This window comes from Blautia luti (assembly GCF_033096465.1).
Lineage (GTDB): Bacteria > Bacillota > Clostridia > Lachnospirales > Lachnospiraceae > Blautia_A > Blautia_A luti.
In genome coordinates this window covers 1,027,323-1,045,429 of sequence record NZ_AP028156.1, presented here as the reverse complement: position 1 = coordinate 1,045,429, position 18,107 = coordinate 1,027,323, and the positions used below count along the sequence as shown (strand labels likewise).

At 46.1% G+C, this 18,107-nt stretch carries 16 protein-coding genes, 1 tRNA gene and 1 other RNA gene; 1 reads left to right on the top strand and 17 read right to left on the bottom strand.

All coding sequences use genetic code 11. The annotated features are described in order from the left end of the window. Window positions 1-21 precede the first annotated feature (21 nt). From rnpB to R8695_RS04860, 7 genes are all read right to left on the bottom strand, one after another. Window positions 22-372: RNase P RNA component class A (gene rnpB, locus R8695_RS04890), an RNA gene on the bottom strand. 57 nt (window positions 373-429) lie between these two features. Further along, complete coding sequence (locus R8695_RS04885) at window positions 430-2,097, bottom strand: nucleoside kinase (protein WP_154779686.1); 1,668 nt, start codon at window positions 2,095-2,097, stop codon at window positions 430-432. Window positions 2,098-2,146: 49 nt separating this feature from the next. After that, entirely contained in the window at window positions 2,147-2,929 is a 783-nt protein-coding gene (locus R8695_RS04880; RefSeq protein ID WP_154779685.1) for a Nif3-like dinuclear metal center hexameric protein, read from the bottom strand. Continuing rightward, on the bottom strand, window positions 2,916-3,623 hold the full coding sequence (locus R8695_RS04875; protein WP_154779684.1) for a tRNA (adenine(22)-N(1))-methyltransferase: 708 nt from the start codon (window positions 3,621-3,623) through the stop codon (window positions 2,916-2,918). The genes R8695_RS04880 and R8695_RS04875 overlap by 14 nt, the downstream gene beginning before the upstream one ends. A gap of 10 nt (window positions 3,624-3,633) precedes the next feature. Next, window positions 3,634-4,761 carry an RNA polymerase sigma factor RpoD gene (gene rpoD, locus R8695_RS04870; protein ID WP_118508540.1) on the bottom strand — a complete coding sequence of 376 codons (1,128 nt, stop codon included), beginning with the start codon at window positions 4,759-4,761 and terminating at the stop codon, window positions 3,634-3,636. 39 nt (window positions 4,762-4,800) lie between these two features. Beyond that, window positions 4,801-6,594 (bottom strand): DNA primase, encoded by a 1,794-nt coding sequence (gene dnaG / locus R8695_RS04865; RefSeq protein WP_118508539.1) that lies wholly within the window; start codon window positions 6,592-6,594, stop codon window positions 4,801-4,803. 27 nt (window positions 6,595-6,621) lie between these two features. Next, the gene (locus R8695_RS04860) at window positions 6,622-7,629 is read right to left on the bottom strand and encodes a deoxyguanosinetriphosphate triphosphohydrolase (protein ID WP_118508538.1); all 1,008 of its coding nucleotides are present in this window, start codon (window positions 7,627-7,629) and stop codon (window positions 6,622-6,624) included. Between the two features lie 211 nt (window positions 7,630-7,840). On the opposite strand from R8695_RS04860, the gene R8695_RS04855 reads away from it, so the two are divergent. Continuing rightward, window positions 7,841-7,925: transfer RNA gene (locus tag R8695_RS04855), tRNA-Leu, on the top strand. Between the two features lie 15 nt (window positions 7,926-7,940). Here the strand turns inward: R8695_RS04855 and R8695_RS04850 are convergent. From R8695_RS04850 to R8695_RS04805, 10 genes are all read right to left on the bottom strand, one after another. After that, the gene (locus R8695_RS04850) at window positions 7,941-8,390 is read right to left on the bottom strand and encodes an EAL domain-containing protein (RefSeq protein WP_317676231.1); all 450 of its coding nucleotides are present in this window, start codon (window positions 8,388-8,390) and stop codon (window positions 7,941-7,943) included. Between the two features lie 101 nt (window positions 8,391-8,491). Continuing rightward, the gene (locus R8695_RS04845; RefSeq protein ID WP_154779682.1) at window positions 8,492-9,763 is read right to left on the bottom strand and encodes a peptidoglycan-binding protein; all 1,272 of its coding nucleotides are present in this window, start codon (window positions 9,761-9,763) and stop codon (window positions 8,492-8,494) included. Window positions 9,764-9,880: 117 nt separating this feature from the next. Continuing rightward, window positions 9,881-11,350 carry a sensor domain-containing diguanylate cyclase gene (locus R8695_RS04840; protein ID WP_154779681.1) on the bottom strand — a complete coding sequence of 490 codons (1,470 nt, stop codon included), beginning with the start codon at window positions 11,348-11,350 and terminating at the stop codon, window positions 9,881-9,883. A 153-nt stretch (window positions 11,351-11,503) separates the two neighbouring features. After that, on the bottom strand, window positions 11,504-12,799 hold the full coding sequence (gene rseP, locus R8695_RS04835; protein WP_154779680.1) for an RIP metalloprotease RseP: 1,296 nt from the start codon (window positions 12,797-12,799) through the stop codon (window positions 11,504-11,506). 1 nt (window position 12,800) lies between these two features. Continuing rightward, window positions 12,801-13,943, bottom strand: coding sequence for a 1-deoxy-D-xylulose-5-phosphate reductoisomerase (gene dxr / locus R8695_RS04830; protein WP_154779679.1), 1,143 nt, complete (start codon window positions 13,941-13,943; stop codon window positions 12,801-12,803). A gap of 3 nt (window positions 13,944-13,946) precedes the next feature. Beyond that, window positions 13,947-14,741: a phosphatidate cytidylyltransferase gene (locus tag R8695_RS04825; RefSeq protein ID WP_154779678.1), complete on the bottom strand. Its 795-nt coding sequence runs from the start codon at window positions 14,739-14,741 to the stop codon at window positions 13,947-13,949. Between the two features lie 3 nt (window positions 14,742-14,744). After that, window positions 14,745-15,452 carry an isoprenyl transferase gene (locus R8695_RS04820; protein WP_154779677.1) on the bottom strand — a complete coding sequence of 236 codons (708 nt, stop codon included), beginning with the start codon at window positions 15,450-15,452 and terminating at the stop codon, window positions 14,745-14,747. A 126-nt stretch (window positions 15,453-15,578) separates the two neighbouring features. Then, the gene (gene frr / locus R8695_RS04815) at window positions 15,579-16,130 is read right to left on the bottom strand and encodes a ribosome recycling factor (protein ID WP_118508530.1); all 552 of its coding nucleotides are present in this window, start codon (window positions 16,128-16,130) and stop codon (window positions 15,579-15,581) included. A gap of 124 nt (window positions 16,131-16,254) precedes the next feature. Beyond that, window positions 16,255-16,950: a UMP kinase gene (pyrH, locus tag R8695_RS04810; protein ID WP_118508529.1), complete on the bottom strand. Its 696-nt coding sequence runs from the start codon at window positions 16,948-16,950 to the stop codon at window positions 16,255-16,257. Window positions 16,951-16,994: 44 nt separating this feature from the next. After that, the gene (locus tag R8695_RS04805) at window positions 16,995-18,002 is read right to left on the bottom strand and encodes a hypothetical protein (RefSeq protein ID WP_154779676.1); all 1,008 of its coding nucleotides are present in this window, start codon (window positions 18,000-18,002) and stop codon (window positions 16,995-16,997) included. Window positions 18,003-18,107 lie beyond the last annotated feature (105 nt).

The window sequence follows — 18,107 nt, the reverse complement described above, 5'->3', positions numbered from 1 at the left end:
GATCTCAATTTCTTATTCTTATACGCAATCAGACCGATAAGCCGGGTTATGTCATTGGGTAATCATCTGTCTAGGCCCTACGTTGCCATAGGGCTCAAGCGACCCACCTGAAAGCACGACGGGCAGCCGTATCGCTTTCTATTCGGTCTTGCTTCGAATGGAGTTTACATGTGCCCGGCCTGTTACCAGGACGGCGGTAGTCTCTTACACTACCTTTCCACCCTTACCTCAACAGGTGAGGCGGTTTATTTCTGTTGCACTGGTCTGGGAGTCACCTCCACCGGACGTTATCCGGCATCCTGCCCTGCGAAGCCCGGACTTTCCTCGTCTGAACCCTTTCGTCTGTTCAGCCGCGATTACCTGGCCTGGTTGCGCAAGTGCTATTCTAACACGATTTTTTTTACTTGTAAAGCTATTTTGCCATTCCTTTTATACATTGAAACAGCTTCCCCCGATAAATTCTCTCAGAATGGAATTATGGGGCACTGCCTCACTTGGAACAGGCAGAAAATAATCAAAGAATTTCAGAAGCCTTTTCGCTTCTGCATATTCCGGCTCATTTTTATCAATTCCGAACAGCAACGGTTCTGCATAAACCTTCAGGCACGCAAGTTCATAGATCAGCGCAGAATTAAACATCACATCTGCTTCTTCCTGGAACGGAAAGATATTCTGTTCCTCTCCCCTGCGCACAGAGGGCCACCTGGCGATGGTCTCCTTCGCGGAAGTTCCTCTGGTACGTGCATCTCTTACAATCCTGCGGATCAGCCTGCCGTCAGTAGTGGGAATCCGGTTATGCTCATCAATATTCAGTTGAGTCAATGCACTGATATAGATTTTAAACTTGCTCTCTTGGGGCAGTGCATAGCTTAATTTGTCATTCAATCCATGAATTCCCTCGATGACCAGAACATCCTCTTTTCCAAGCTGAAGGAAGTCGCCCTTATATTCCCTATGTCCTGTCTTGAAATTAAAGACAGGAAGCTCCACGCGCTTTCCATCCAGCAGGTCTAACATATCCTGGTTGAACTGTTTCACATCAATGGCTTCCAGGCATTCGAAATTCTTCTCTCCAAATTCATCCACAGGGGTAAATTCCCTGTTCACGAAATAATTATCTACTGCGATGGGATGAGGTTTCATCCCGTGTGCAGCCAGCTGGATAGACAATCTGTGGGAAAATGTGGTCTTTCCAGAAGAAGACGGACCTGCGATCATTACGAACTTCTTATTTCCGGCAGCTGCGATCTGGGCTGCAATTTCCGAAATCCTGCCCTCCTGCATGGCTTCCTGGATCAGCAGAATATCCTGGATCCCTCCATGGGTCACTTTGTCATTCATTTCTCCCACTGTGGAGATATCCAGACGGTCTCCCCACTCCTGAGATTCCCTCTGTACATGAAAGATCTTTTCCTGGGGTCTGAATTCCGGGATTTTATCCGGTTCGGCCTGGTTCGGCAGCTGAAGGATAAATCCTCCTTCATATAAAAACAGGTCAAAATACTGAATATACCCTGTATGATTTGCCATAAATCCATAGAAATAATCTTCGAAATTCTCTATACTGTAGAGATTTACCCTGGATACTCTTCTGTAATAAAACAGCCGTTCCTTATCGTACATATGATATTTATGGAACATGGCAATGGCATCATCTGTGCTGACGCTTCTCTTCTGAATCGGCAGACGGGCATCTACGATCTCATGCATCCGGCTCTTTACCTGATCAATAAATTCCTGTGTCAGCTCAGTACCGCCCTTCATTGTAAAATAATACCCGCTTCCCACTGAATAGTGAATCACTACCTTATCTATGTTCTCCTGCCCTGCCACATCATAGATGGCCTTCAGAAGGATCAGGCAGGCGCTTCTCTTATAAGTCTGATGTCCGATCGGATCACTGGTTGTCACGCATTCAATGGTACAGTCACCTTTCAGCCGTTTATGCAGTTCTCTCAGCCTTCCATCCACCAGCACCAGGATCACCGGCGCATCACCGGCACCTTCGTATTCTTTCACAATCTCACTGTAAGGGATTCCTTCCGGATATTCCTTCGTCTCTCCCTTTATTGTAACATGATACATTTTCTGTTCCATAAATCCTGCCTCCATTTCTGTTATGCCGACAATATGGTAAGAACCCGTATCACAAAATTGTGTACGGGCTCTTTACTTCTGCACTGGAAATCTTCAGCTTGGGAAAAGCCTGTTCCAGTTCTTTCTTCATCGCATCCATAAAAACATATTCTGTTCCATAGTGTCCGGCGTCGATCAGTGCCAGTCCCTGGGCAACGGTATCGATTCCGGTATGATGATCGATATCACCGGTCACGTACACATCTGCACCTGCCTTAATGGCATCTTTGATCATGCTCTTACCTGATCCTGTACAGACGGCTGCACGCTTTACTTTGGCATCCAGGTCACCATAGACCTTCACATCATTTAATTTCAGGGATTTCTTGATCAGCTGCGCATACGCCCTCAGAGTCATCTCTTCCGGAAGGTCTCCGACCCTGCCGAATCCCTGCACCTCACCGTTTCTCTCTTCAGTTACAGAAAGAACTGTCGTATTGTGCATCTTCGTATAATCTGCACTTAAATCTGCCATGCCCAGCACATCATAATTGGTATGCATGGCATAATAGACAATTCCCTTCTGGATCAGTTTTATGATCTTTCTCCCTGTAAAATTATGATTATTGATCTTCTTGATCCCGGAAAAGATCATGGGATGGTGGGTAATGATCATATCCGCTCCATCCTCTATGGCTTCAGCCAGTGTTTCCTCTGTCAGATCCAAAGCCAGAAATACATGGCTGATCTCATTGGTATCATCTCCTGTGAGAAGTCCTACATTATCCCAGTCTTCTGCTGCATCTGCAGGATACTTCTTCTCCAGCCAGGAGGTCAGTTCATATGCTTTCATATTCCTTTAAAGCAGCGATGATCGCCTGCTTCTCCTCCTCTATCTCACCTGTCCGTTTCTTGGCATCAGGCGCTTTCTTTAATTTATCAAGGATCTCATTGCGGATGCGGAGCTCTCTTTCCAGATACTCCTTCAGAACAGGGTGTTTCCGCTCCAGAAGCATACTGCCGAACCACTCACTTAAAGTATAAGGCGTATCTGCACAAATATGCTCCTTTTCTCCGGGAATGACCTTCATCATGGGATAGAATTTCCCATCTTCCAGGATCATCTCCTCCTCCACGATCTTCCACCCGATCTCCTTTATAAATCTGCGGAAATGTGGAATATCAGACTGCGGCTGCAGGATCATCTCCCGGAAACTTTCCCGGACTGCCTCACCGTCTGTGAGGATCCTTTCCATAAGAGGGCCGCCCATTCCTGCGATCACAAGCGTATCTGCCTCCCCTGCTTCCAGCTTCTCCAGTCCATCGGAGAGCCGGGTTTCTATGTACTGTTCCAGTCCATACTGTGCAATATGTTCCTGCGCCCTGGACAAAGGACCCGGGCGGACATCCATGGCGATCCCATGAGGAATGATCCCTTTCTGATACAGATATACCGGCAGATAACCATGATCGCATCCTACATCTGCCAGTCTGTTTCCCCTGGTTACCAGGCCTGCCACTGCAGACAAACGTAGTGAAAGCTGCATAACAGGCTCCTTAATCCAGGTAATCCTTCAGCTTACGGCTGCGGCTCGGATGACGTAATTTACGAAGAGCTTTGGCCTCGATCTGACGGATACGTTCTCTTGTTACATTAAATTCTTTTCCTACTTCTTCCAGTGTTCTGGCACGTCCGTCATCCAGACCGAAACGCAGTCTGAGAACTTTCTGCTCTCTGTCTGTAAGAGTACTGAGGACTTCCACCAGCTGTTCCTTAAGAAGTGTAAATGCTGCTGCATCTGCAGGTACCGGAACATTGTCATCCTGGATGAAATCTCCCAGATGGCTGTCTTCCTCTTCACCGATAGGAGTTTCCAGGGAAACCGGTTCTTGGGAAATCTTCAGGATCTCACGGACACGTTCCACAGACATATCCATCTCTGCTGCAATCTCTTCCGGCGTAGGTTCACGTCCAAGCTCCTGCAGTAACTGACGGGAAACGCGGATCAGCTTGTTGATCGTCTCAACCATATGAACCGGGATACGGATGGTTCTTGCCTGGTCTGCGATGGCTCTGGTAATAGCCTGACGGATCCACCAGGTTGCATAGGTACTGAACTTATATCCCTTGCGGTAGTCAAATTTCTCTACAGCTTTGATCAGACCAAGGTTTCCTTCCTGGATCAGGTCAAGGAAAAGCATTCCACGGCCTACATATCTTTTCGCAATGCTGACAACCAGACGAAGGTTGGCTTCTGCCAGACGTTTCTTCGCTGCCTCATCACCGTTCTCCATTCTTTTGGCAAGTTCAATTTCTTCTTCTGCAGAAAGAAGCGGAACTTTACCGATCTCTTTCAGATACATACGGACCGGATCTTCGATGCTGACGCCCTCAGGTACGGAAAGGTCGATCTTGTCAAGTTCGATCTCCTCTTCCTCGCCGATCTTGTCAATATCATCTCCATCGTCCAGAAGCATATCATCTGCATTATTGTCTGTGATCCTAAGCACATCTACTCCGCTGGCTTCCAGGAAGTCGAAGACTTTCTCCATCTGCTCCACTCCCAGCGGCTGATCCTTAAAGAAATCGTTGATCTCCTGATACTCCAGTACATTCTTTTTCTTCTTGGCAAGTTCCAGAAGTTCTACCAGTTTCTCACTGAATTTACCCATATTCATTTCCATATGTGCTCTATACCTCCATATAGTGTTTATATTTTATCCTTATTCGAAAGAAATATGCAGCTGCTGCCGCTTTCTTCCGAGATCTTCCAGTTCCTTTTTTGCTTTTACGATCTCCTGAAGCCCCTGCATATCTGTGGGATCCCAGTTTTTATTTTTATCCTTCAGGCTCTCCTCTTTGATCCTGAGTACCGTATCCGCAAATGCACGATCCTGTTCCTGGGCATTTTCCAGGTGGATCGTTGCATTAAACAGGGACGAAACTTCTCTCTGTTCGTCACTGTCTATAAAGGAATTCAAAAGTCTTGCAGGGTTTACATCTCCCTGCACATGCTGTTCATACAACATTTCTGCCACCTGTCTGTACAGGGGCACGATAAAGTCTGCAGGCTGGATATATTTCTCCACAGTTTCAAAGATTCCCGGATAGGTTACCAGCCAGGTAAGCATCAGTTTCTGTGCTTTCTCCCCTGCGTTCTCCTTTTTTTTCTGCTGGGTGCCGGTCTGTTTCGGCTGCACCCTCTGCTCTGCAGGCGTTCCTTTCAGTGCCAGCGTGTTCACCCTTTTTCTCAGATCCTCCACACTGATCCCATAGTTTCTGTAATCTTTTACAATAGCCTCTATATAAAGATTTCTCTCCAGCTCATCGCTCAGCTCCAGAAGCATCTGCGCACATCGTTCGAAGAACCGGTTCTGTCCCTGGGGTTCTTTCATGGAAAATTCCCTCTGTGCCATATGCACCCGGAACATAAAGCTGTCCATGGCCTGTTCCAGACGCTTCTCGAATTCCTCACCACCCAGTGCCTTGATAAATTCATCCGGGTCTTTATGAGGTCTTAAATTCACCACCCTGGATGTCACTCCCGCCTCTCTCAGAATAGGAATAGCACGAAGTGCTGCACGCACTCCTGCATCATCGCTGTCGTAGAGAAGCAGAACCTCCTGAGTATAGCGCTTCAGCAGGCTTGCATGCCCGGATGTCAGCGCTGTTCCCAATGATGCTACTGCATTGGTAAATCCTGCCTGGTGCATGGAGATCACATCCATGTATCCCTCGCACAGGATCAGATAATTTTTCCTGGTTGTTCTCGCCACATTCAGTCCGTACAGGTTCCGGCTCTTGTCGAAGATCTTCGTTTCCGGAGAATTCAGGTATTTCGGTTTCCCGTCGCCCATTACTCTTCCTCCGAACCCGATCACACGGTTATTCACATCCATGATGGGAAAGATCACACGGTTCCAGAACTTATCGTACATTCCATGACGTTCATCTACATTAAAAAGTCCGGAATCCCTCAGCAGCATATCGCTGTAATTCTTTGATTTCAGGAATTTGTACAGGTCATCGCTGAACTTGTCGGAATAGCCCAGACCGAATTTCTTAATGGTCTCCTCACTTAACCCTCTGCCTGTAAGGTACGCGTAAGCTGTTTTTCCGCTCTCCCTGCGCAGCTGGTAATAAAAGTATCTGGCAGCCAGCTTGTTGATCTCCAGAAGAGCAGCTCTCTCTTCTGCCTTCTGTCTGGCTTCCCTGGAATACTCGATCTTCGGCAGCTGCACTCCTGCTCTGTCTGCCAGATGCTGTAATGCCTCCCCGAAAGTATAATTCTCATATTCCATTACAAAGTTAAAAACATTTCCCCCTGCTCCGCAGCCGAAACAGTAATACATCTGCTTCGAGGGTGTCACCGAAAAGGACGGCGTCTTCTCATTATGGAAAGGACACAGTCCGAAATAGGTGCTTCCTCTTCTCGTCAGCTTCACATACTGGGATACAACGTCTACAATATCATTCTTCATTCTGACTTCTTCAATGATATCGTCTGAATAGCGCATGTTTCGTCCTCCTTCTTCTGGTATCTGCTAATAGACTTCCCATGCTTTAGGTATGTATATCTCCCGGAATTTCTCCATGGAATACTGATCTGTCATGCCGGAGAGATAATCGCACACAGTCCGTGTTTTCTTCTCTCCCCTTCGGATCATCTCCCTGTACTCCGCAGACATGCTTTCCGGATGTTCCACATAATATTCGTATAATTCTGTCAGCATCTTCACTGCCTTATCCTCTTCCTTCTTGGCGACAGGATTCTCATACACCTGCTCGAACATGATCGCCCGGAGGGTCATCATGGCTTCGAAGATCTCATCTGACATCTTTATGGTGTCCTGCTCATAGCTGTTCTCTATGATATTATGGACAAAGGTATTTAATCGTTCCCTGGTAGTATATCCCAGAAGCATCCGAAGAGTAATGGGAATATCATCCTCTGTAATGATCCCGGCTCTCTGGGCATCATCCATATCATGATGGATGTAAGCGATCTTATCGGAAAGACGCACCACCTTTCCCTCCAGTGTGGAAGGATTTCCGCTGGTGCGGTGATTCAGTATCCCGTCCCTTACCTCCCAGGTAAGATTCAGGCCTTCCCCGTTCTTCTCCAGCACCTGTGCAACCCGGACGCTCTGTTTATAGTGGGCAAAACCATCCGGATCCACTTCATTGAGTGCTCGCTCACCGGCATGTCCGAAAGGAGTATGTCCCAGGTCATGGCCAAGTGCGATCGCCTCCACAAGGTCCTCATTCAGCCGCAGTGCCTTCGCAATCGTCCTGGCGATCTGCGATACTTCCAGAGTATGTGTCAGCCGGGTCCTGTAATGGTCCCCCTGGGGTGCCAGGAAAACCTGTGTCTTATCCTTCATCCTGCGAAAAGCCTTACTGTGAAGGATCCTGTCTCTGTCCCTCTGATATACAGTACGTACATCGCATTCCTCTTCCTGCCTCTCCCGTCCCCGGGAATGAAGGCTGTGTGCTGCATAGGGGCTTAATAGCTCCAGTTCTCTCTGTTCCATGCTTTCCCTGATGTTCATAAGCGATACCTCCACAGGCTGACAAAAATGTTAACCACAAAATACCTCTTATTAATTATATTCTACACAAAATTTCAAATTCCTCTTTTTTTCAAAAAAAAAATAAATTTTTTTTATTTTTTTACGAAAAGGTGTTGACATTAAGTTTCACTTTTGGTATAGTATCATTTGTCGCGAGGGAGAAGATAAAGAATCCCGTGAAATGCGATATGCGGAAGTGTCGGAACTGGCAGACGAGCAAGACTAAGGATCTTGTGAGCATTGCGCTCGTGTGGGTTCAAGTCCCATCTTCCGCATTGAAAAATGAGGAGCTATGTGAATTCATGGTGCCTTATTTTTTTGCTTTTATTTCGAATTCCGTCTGCTACAGGCCCTCCGGTCAGAGGGGGACTCTGTAGCATAGAATCCTGTGCCTTCATTGGTTTGGCATAATAATATCCCTGTGCTTTATTACAACAGAAATTCTGAAGCATTTCCTTCTGTTTCTCTGTCTCAACCCCTTCTGCCAATACAGAAAGACGCATACTGTTTCCCATGGCAATGATCATATGAAGGATATCCTCCGCTCTTCCGTAAGGATCATCCTTACTTAAGAAACGCATATCCAGTTTAATCTCATCAATAGGTGCTTCTTTCAGCATATTCAGCGAAGAAGCCGAATAATGGCGGATCACTTCATTTTGTTCCTCTTCACTGACAGACCCGATGCTTTTATTCATTACAGATATAAGATTCTTATCCGTCTGTTTCTGGTACATCATACAGGTCTCAGTCTGCGTGAAAGGTATTCCCGTCATGGCCAGATCCTGATCATCTATGAATTCCTGTCAGTTCCCCTGTATCTGCATCTGTATAGGACACTTTAATTTAATTCTGCGATCCGGCTCACTGCCACATAAATTTCCTGAATCTTATACCAGGTAGGATAATCCACGATCCCGGTCTGTTCCAGTCCGAAAATCCCCTGAAATACCCGGACTGAATTTTTCGTCTGTTCTCCATAGATTCCGTCTGCGGTCACAACAGGAACTGCAGGATATGCCCCGGCTATGGTATTAAGCTGTTCCTGGATCTGCAGGACTTTGCTCCCTGAAGCACCTGTATCTAAGTCATATCCCGGCCAGGAAGCCGGAATCCCGGACACAGCTTCCGCAACATTAATATACATATCATTTCCGTAGAAAGCCCTCAGGATCTCAATAGCCGAATATCCCTGATCTCCCAGCGTCTTACTTCCCCACTGGGTCATCCATCCACGGCTTCTGCACTGCACCTGTTTCCCGTCACAATACTGAGTCAGGATCGGCTGCCGCACATCCGGTCTGGAAAGATAATTTTCAAACAATTCATCCACGATCCGGTCAATACTGTCAAAAATATTTCTGCCGTAGATCCATTTATGGTCATAGGCCGTAGAGGAAGTGATGGTAAAATCATATCCTTTGTTCCGGTACCATTCCGTATATACACGATTCATGGTAAAGGACATGATTGCCAGAACATTTGCCCTTATTGTGTCATCAGGCCAGGTGGCATAGATTTCGCTGCTTGCCACATTTTTGATATAATCCCTGTAAGGGACATAATAATTTTCTGCTGAAGAATCCCTGACAGGGCCGTCATGTACTACGATATACTCAGGTACCACTACCTTGCTCAGAACGATCTCCCCAGTTTCATTTACAGGCTTGATCTCTGCTTCCTCGATCTTCGGCGGATATTCATAAAACAATGTATGCGGTGGGATCACCACACGCTCATAGCTCTCCCCCGGTTCACTTGCTTCCAGAGTGGCAGGCTGCCTGGACAATACATCCGGAAGTACTTCACTGCCTGCCACTTCCTTTGGCTCAAACCCTTCTGCCTGGATCTGCACCGTATATTCTGCATAAGGCTGCTCCTCCACCGGTTCCATACTGTATTCCAGGGGCGGTGTCTTCAGTTCGATCACCGGCGTTCTTCCCGAAGAATCCGTAACCACCTCTTCCAGAACACTGTCCGGCGCCCCTGTGTAGGAGATCCGGACTCTGGCATTTTCCACCGGCCGGTTATCCGCCCTGTTTAAAACAGTCACCTGATAACGGCCTGTATCCACATTTTCCTGCTGCATCCTCATCTCTTTATAAAAAGCCATACAAGCTCTCCGAAATACTTCTTTCACATCAGCATATGCGCCGTTCTTCCCGGTTGTTACCTTTTTTCATTTCTGTCAAATACAAAAAAGAATCCTGCTTGCAGGATTCCATTCTTATTATTCTTTCTGATACATGCGGTATCCATCTCTTCCTGCCTGTTTCGTCTCATACAGAGCAATATCTGCATTTTTGTACAGATCCATATAACAGGTTCCATGTTCCGGCGCGAAGCAGACACCTACGCTGATAGTCACATTTCCACCTTTCAGTTCAGGGAAATGGAACTGCCGTACTTTCGAAATCAGTTCCCGTATACGGATATCAGCAATCTCTCTGTTCTCTGTCCTGCGTATGTAAACTACGAATTCATCTCCGCCAATCCTTCCTACCACATCTTCTTCCCTGAAATGTGCTTTCAGGATCCTGCCAAATTCACTCAGCACCTTATCTCCTGCCATATGTCCATATCTGTCATTAACTTCTTTAAACTTGTCCACATCCAGGATCACAAAAGTCCCCTTTTCTGCTGGATTTTCATCCCGGATCTCATTGATCCTCTCTTCTGTACTCCGTTTATTATAAATTCCGGTCAGGCCGTCTGTCTGTGCGCTTTTAAGCAATGCCTCGTTCTGTTTCCGGTTCCTGTAGATAATATAGAATATCAGAACCAGTACCAGCACACAGAAAACTCCCATAAATACGCTTTCGTCCCTTTTGATAAAATCAAAGGACTTCTGTGCAGCAGAAACAGGGATCACATAGCAGATCATCCAGTCATTCATTCCCAGCCTGGTATATGACAGATACTGGTCAGAACTTGTATCTGTACCGTTTCTCATTTTGATCAGCCCGTCTCTTCCCACTGCGAAATCCGCTTTCACGTCCTGGAGTTCATTTACTCCCAGAAGTGTTTTGCTGTCATAGAATTCAAAGAAATTATCTCCATAGGTAATCTTATGATAAGCCGGTTCCCCGTCATAGGCGATAATCTCCCCTTCCATTGTAACGATCAGACTGTAACCTGCACCGTCAAAAATATCATCAAACAGCATACGGCTTAATGCAGTTACATTGTAAGAACCACCTAGTACTGCTACCACCTTTCCATTCTGGTAGACCGGAACACTCAAAATCACTCTGGTTTCCTGATCCACACTGCTCTCCAACGGATCACTGAGTGTTTCCTTTCCTCTTATAGCTTCTTTGAAATAAAGCCTTTCGGCAACATTTTTCACCGCACCGTTGTCATAATGGGAAGTTCCGTCAGCCTCGATGAGAGCTGTACGCTCAAAATCCGTATTATCACATATGGAAACCAGCATGTCCATATTCTCATCGGACAAAAGATCTTCGGATTTTCCCATCTTATCTGCAATGCCATTCAAAAATCCATAATGAATATCCAGGATCGACAGAATATGGTCACTCTGTCTGGAAACATTATTGGCCATGGTCACCTGGGAATTCTGGTCAATAGAACGCTGCACTTCGACAAGGAAAACACCCAGGCTGGCTGCTACGGCACAGATAAACACAAAAATAGCAGTAATATAATTCCCTGTCATATGATTATTTTTCTTTTTCATCTTATGAAGTTCCTCCATATTTCGCTTATTCACATTATACAGAAAAAATTCAAAAAATTCCAGTGGTTCCCTGTGACGAAAATTCAAAAAACACGGTACATTTTGCTTTCTTCGCAAAATGTACCGTGTTTTTCTATATAATACTATGCTTATTTAAAAAATCCTTACGATATCATTATACATGACCACTACCATCAGCACCATCAAAAGCATCAGTCCCGCAAAATGAACCATACCTTCAATCTGGCGGTTGATCGGTTTACGTCTTACCGCTTCCACAACAAGGAACACCAGTCTTCCTCCATCCAGTGCTGGAAATGGCAGAAGGTTCATTACACCCAGATTCGCAGACAGCAGAACTGCCATATTCAGCATGTTCATCCACAGCATGACTGTGCCTTCACTTTTGCTCTGCTCATAAGTGGTGCCAATTGCATCCACCACACCTACCGGACCGCTCAGATCCTTTACTCCAAGCTTTCCTGTACACAGTTCTTTCAGGCTGAGAACCGTAGTGCGGATCATATACTTCACTTCCACTGCGCCATAGCGGATCACGTCCAGTCCTTTGGCCTTCTGGCAGTATATATTATAGGTAAATCCGGAATCTGCAGTCCTGTACTCCTTCGGAGTGATGGATGCATGATATTCCAGGCCGTCCCTGGTGTATGTCAGTTCTACCGGATCTCCGGTCAGAGGGTTCTCCTTGATGTAATCCTGATAATCCTGGGCATTCCCGATCTTCACACCATTGATGGAAGTGATCACATCTCCTTCCTTCACACCAGCATCATCCAGAGGCATGCCCTCCATCACGGATTCCACTGTCATGGCCGTAGTGTCGTCTCCTTTGAAATTACATCCCAGAAGGTATCTGACATTTGTATCTGACTGATAAGAGATCTCCTTCTTCTCTCCGTCACGTTTCACGGTAAGCCTGACAGTATCTCCTTCTTTCAGTTCATTCATGTAGGAATACACATAGATGTCTTTTCCCAGATCAACATGATATCCCTGATAACTGGTGATCACATCTCCCTCTTTCAGGCCTGCCGCTTCCGCTGCTGATCCTTCCTTCACAGAAAGTACCGTAGATGGTTCATATCCCACCATGCCTACAATGATCACGGACAGCACAAACGCCATGATGAAATTAAATACAGGTCCTGCAGCCACCACTGCGATCCTGCCCCCTACCGGAGCACTGTTAAAAGTCCCCGGTTCGTCTTCTTCGTCCGTATCTTCCCCCAGCATTGCACAGGAACCGCCGATAGGCAGAAGTTTCAGGGAATATCTGGTTCCGTTTCTCTCTGTACTCAGGAGCCTTGGTCCCATTCCCAGGGAAAATTCTGTAACTACGATCTTGTTTTTCTTTGCCAGAAGAAAATGACCCAGTTCATGAAACAGGATAATTGCACTGAATATGATAATTGCAATAATGATCTTCAATCTACCACCTGCTTTCGATCCATTGATAAGTTTCTTTCTCAATCTCCAGGATCTGATCCAGATCCGGATTCTCTGTTACTGTATGTCTGCTCATAGACTGCCCGATAATCTCATAAATATCCAGAAATCCAATCTTGCGCTGCAGGAATTTCCGTACAGCCAGCTCATTGGCAGCATTAAAGACCGTCGGCATACTGCCGCCTCTGGCAGATGCTTCGATTGCCATAGGCAGTCCCTTAAATGTTTCTCTGTCCGGTTCCTCGAAAGTGATCTGCTTTAACATATGGAAATCCAGTCTGTCTCCCGCCAGATATCTACGTTCAGGATAACACAGTGCATACTGGATCGGCAGGCGCATATCCGGAGTTCCAAGCTGCGCCATCACTGCACCGTCCTTAAATTCCACCATAGAATGAATGATGCTCTGAGGCTGTACAACCACCTGGATATGATCCAGATCCACATCGAAGAGCCATCTGGCTTCCATAACTTCCAGACCTTTATTTACCAGAGTCGCAGAATCCACAGTGATCTTCTGGCCCATTACCCAGTTCGGATGCTTTAACGTATCCTCCAGGGTAACTTTCTCCAGATCTCTGGTTTTCTTTCCTCTGAAAGGACCGCCGGATGCCGTGATAAGCAGTTTATGGACTTCCGCTCTTTTCTCTCCGTGAAGTGCCTGGAAAATGGCACTGTGTTCACTGTCCACAGGAAGGATGTTTACTCTGCACTCTTTTGCCAGCGGCATAATAAGATGTCCGGCTGTTACCAGTGTTTCTTTGTTTGCGAGGGCAATGTCCTTTCCTGCCAGGATTCCTTCCATGGTCGGGCGGATACCGATCATTCCCACAATGGCAGTTACCAGAATATCAGACTCTTTCATCCGGGCAAGCTCGATCAGTCCTCCCATCCCGCTTACGATCTTTACATTCAGATCCTTCACTCTTACAGCCAGATCTCTGGCAGCTTCGTCCTTCCAGACTGCCACCAGTTTCGGGCGAAATTCCCTGATCTGCTCTTCCAGCTTCTCCACATTGCTTCCTGCGGAAAGTCCCACTACTTCCAGATCCTCATTGGCACGAACCACATCCAGTGTCTGAGTTCCGATGGATCCAGTTGATCCCAAAATTGCAATTTTTTTCATCTTTTATACCTCTATCATTATCACAGACAGGAAATAGATCACCGGTGCAGTAAAGATCACACTGTCAAACCGGTCCAGGATTCCTCCATGTCCTGGTATCAGTTTCCCGTAATCCTTGATCCCCTGATTTCTCTTGATGGCAGAAGCAGCTAGGTCTCCTACCATGGAGATCAGTGCTCCCACAGCGCAGATCACTGCATATTTCAGAATCGGTCCCTGGGTTGCAGCTGCATAGATCACACCCAGAAGTGCAGCGCCCGCTACACCGCCAACGGCTCCCTCTACAGATTTCTTCGGACTGAGTACAGGAGCCATCTTATGTTTGCCGATGAGCATTCCCACGCAGTATGCACAGGTATCGCAACCCCAGGAACATAAGAAGATCAGCCATACATGGAATTTTCCTCCCGGAAGTGCTCTTGTCAGGCAAATAAAGGACAGCATCACTGCCACATAAACGATTCCGAACATCGCCGGCATTACCTGCTTCGCTTCAAATTCAGGATAAGTAAACACATAGACAAACATGATCAGCACCAGGCCGAAGATGATGGCCAGAGTTCCATATCTCCCGAAGTCAAGCAGAACTGCCACATAATAAATCGCTGCACCTGCATATCCGGCATATACCAGAAGATTTGCCTTCTCGTCCTGCACCTTCATAGCCTTATACAGCTCACGCATTCCGATCAGTGAAACCGCCAGAAGCGTAAAAAACAAAACATATCCGCCGCTTATGATCGTTGCCAGAGCGATGATCACCAGCAGGATTCCGCTTAAGAGTCTTGTCTTAAACATCTTTTATTCCTCCTTTACCCCGCCGTATCTCCGGTCTCTCTGATTATATTTCTCGATGGCCTTGATCAGCTCTGCTTTATTGAAATCAGGCCACGCCACTTCTGTGAAATAAAATTCTGTATATGCCATCTGCCATAACAGGAAATTGGATAGACGCAGTTCTCCGCTTGTACGGATCATCAGATCCGGATCCGGGATCCCTGCTGTATCCAGATAACTGTCAAATGTATGCTCATCGATTTCCTCAGGCTTCACTTTACCGTCCACAGCATCCTGTGTCAGCTTCCGGATTCCTCTGAGGATCTCATCCCTGCTTCCGTAATTTAAGGCAATCTGAAAATAGATCTCATCGTATTTGTATGAATACTCTTCCAGTTTCACAATGCTGTCCTGAATATCCTGGTCAAATGCAGAGATTTCCCCGATCACACGGACACGCATTTTATTTTTGTCTGCAAGCTTGATACATTTTTTCAGATAACTGCGGAACAGTTTCATCAGACCGTCTACTTCTTCTTTGGAACGTTTCCAGTTCTCTGTGGAAAAAGCATACACAGTTACATATTTCACTCCAAGTTCTTTCATATAGTCACAGACTGTCTCCAGATTGGCGCAGCCCTTCATATGACCGTAGCTTCTGGGCATTCCCTTGGCTTTCGCCCAGCGTCCGTTGCCATCCAGGATGATCGCAATATGATTCGGTACGTTCATGGTTTCTCCTCACTTTTTGTTCTTTCTGCCGCTTCACTGCCTGCTCATAACCGGATGGCTGTTTCACAGTCCGGTTAAACAAGCTTAAAAGAGAGCCCGCATAATGGAGCTCTCTTCTACGTTTCCTTATACGGTCATGATTTCCTTGCTCTTTACATCTACTGCCGCATCAACTTCTTTGATATATTTATCTGTGCTCTTCTGGATCTTGTCTTCAAGCTCTTTGATCTCATCCTCAGATACGTCCTGTTTTGCAAGCTTCTTGTATGCATCATTTGCATCACGACGGATATTGCGGACTGCAACTTTGGCGGCTTCGCCTTTTTTCTTAACGTCTTTTACCAGTTCTTTACGACGCTCTTCTGTCAGTTCCGGAAAAACAAGACGGATCACTTTACCGTCATTGCTTGGATTCAGACCGAGATCAGAAACAAGGATTGCTTTCTCGATTCCCTTGATCAGGCTGGATTCCCATGGCTGGATCTGGATCATACGTGCTTCAGGAACTGTAATATTGGCAACCTGCTGCAGAGGTGTCGGTGCTCCGTAATAGTCTACGGTAAGTTTGTCAAGAATATGCGGATTCGCACGTCCTGCACGGATTGTAGCAAGCTCGCTCTCCAGGCTTGCCAGTGTCTTTTTCATTTTGTCTTCATATTTCTGAATTCTTTCATCCATAAGGTTAATCTCCCTCTCCCGTTTATTTTACATTTACCAGTGTACCGGCCGACTGATCATTCAGCAAATCAGCTTGTTGGTATACCGGCAATAACCGTTTATATCATTTCCAGATAATCTGTGCTTACACAGTTACCTTCGTGCCTGTAAATTTACCATGTGCCGCATTTACAATGCTGTCCTTCTCATCCAGGGCAAATACCAGCATCGGCATTTTCTGCTCCATGCACATAATAGATGCTGTCAGATCCATGGCAGCCAGTTTCTTTGCAACTACTTCTTCGATGGAAATCTCGTCATATCTTACAGCATTCGGATTTACCTTCGGGTCACTGTCATAGATTCCGTCTACAGCTTTCGCCAGAAGGATTGCTTCTGCCTCGATCTCCACTGCACGAAGTACAGTAGCTGTATCTGTAGAGAAGTATGGATGGCCTGTTCCGCCTGCGAAGAATACGATCTTGCCCTGTGCGAAGCATTCTTCAGCTGCATCCTTGGAATACAATCCTGTAAAAGCACCGCATACGAACGGTGTCAGGATCTGAGTCTTCAATCCCAGATATCTGCAGATATCAGATACATAGATACAGTTCATAACAGTAGCAAGCATTCCGATCTGGTCTGCTTTATTTCTGTCGATGGTCTCACTGGTACGTCCTCTCCAGAAGTTACCACCACCGATCACGATACCGATCTCCAGACCTTCCTCAGACAGCGTACGGATCTGTTTCGCTACTTCAATGACTGTTGCCTCGTCAAATCCGGTCTTTTTTGCTCCGGCGAGAGCTTCACCGCTTAATTTTAATAATACTCGTTTCATATTGCTTTCTCCTAAAGTTATTTTATTGTTATTGTAACTCTATTCTACCATATTCCGGAAACAATTTCATTGCCATTTTCATCAACTGTTGTAGAAACTGTGAAATTGCTGTAATAATGCAGTCCCATCTTTCCTGTTTCAGGATCGTCTTCGTAATCGCTGCCTTCAGGATCGCCGCATGCACTCTGCAGTGCTGACAGAGACTGACCGATATACTGTTCTGCTGTAGAGATCATGTCATCAGAATCTGAAGGATCACTTGGCGTATCCGGATCCTCAGGTGCCTCTGTCGGGGACGGATCCTCATTGTTGTCGCCTCCGTTCTGATCATCCTGTTCTTCATTCTGATCATCACTGCTGTCGTCCGGAACCGGCGTCGGTGTCCCATATGTCTCACTGTCCGAGCTGCTGTCATCAGAAGAATCACTGCTGTCATCCGTCAGACCCAGACGCTTCTTCACATCATTAAGAGTTGATACTTCTTTCTTCGTACTTCCCAGAAGATATTTCGCATACGGAATGGAATCATCTCCTGATGTATCCATACATAATGTGATCTGTGAAACTGTAGGCAGCGGAATATCCCTGAAGAAGCATTCATTCTTCTCTTCATCTGTATAAGTAACACGGATGTCATACGAAGTAACTGTTTTTCCGTCACTGTCCTTCTGATCTTTATTATAATAATACAGTGCTTTGTCCTTGTCCTTCAGTGTAAACTTACCATTTACCAGATCACTTCCCCAGGTATCATCGGAATCATCTGTATCGTCTGAAACATGAGGACGGACATAGATTGCAGCAATGTCATCTCCTGTGCTGTTTACAAAGACCACCTTGGATGCGGTGTCTGTTTTCTCTCCCATAATATTGGTAATATCATCCTCTGTGGATGTCTGCATATTTACTACTTCGGGTGCCTTCGTTGCCTCAGGTGTAGGTGTCGGACTTGTCTGTACAGTCTCTGTCTGCGTATCCTGTTTCTTTCCGCAGCCCGCAGCTGCTACAGCCATAACAAGCATTCCTGTAAGTATCAAATAACGTTTTTTCATAATATATTCCCTCCTGTATCTGGAATATCTGTTTCATTTATTTACATTCCTGTATTTCACATGTTTCAGAACTGCCAAAGCTGCCAGCAGCCCGGCAGTCCGTAA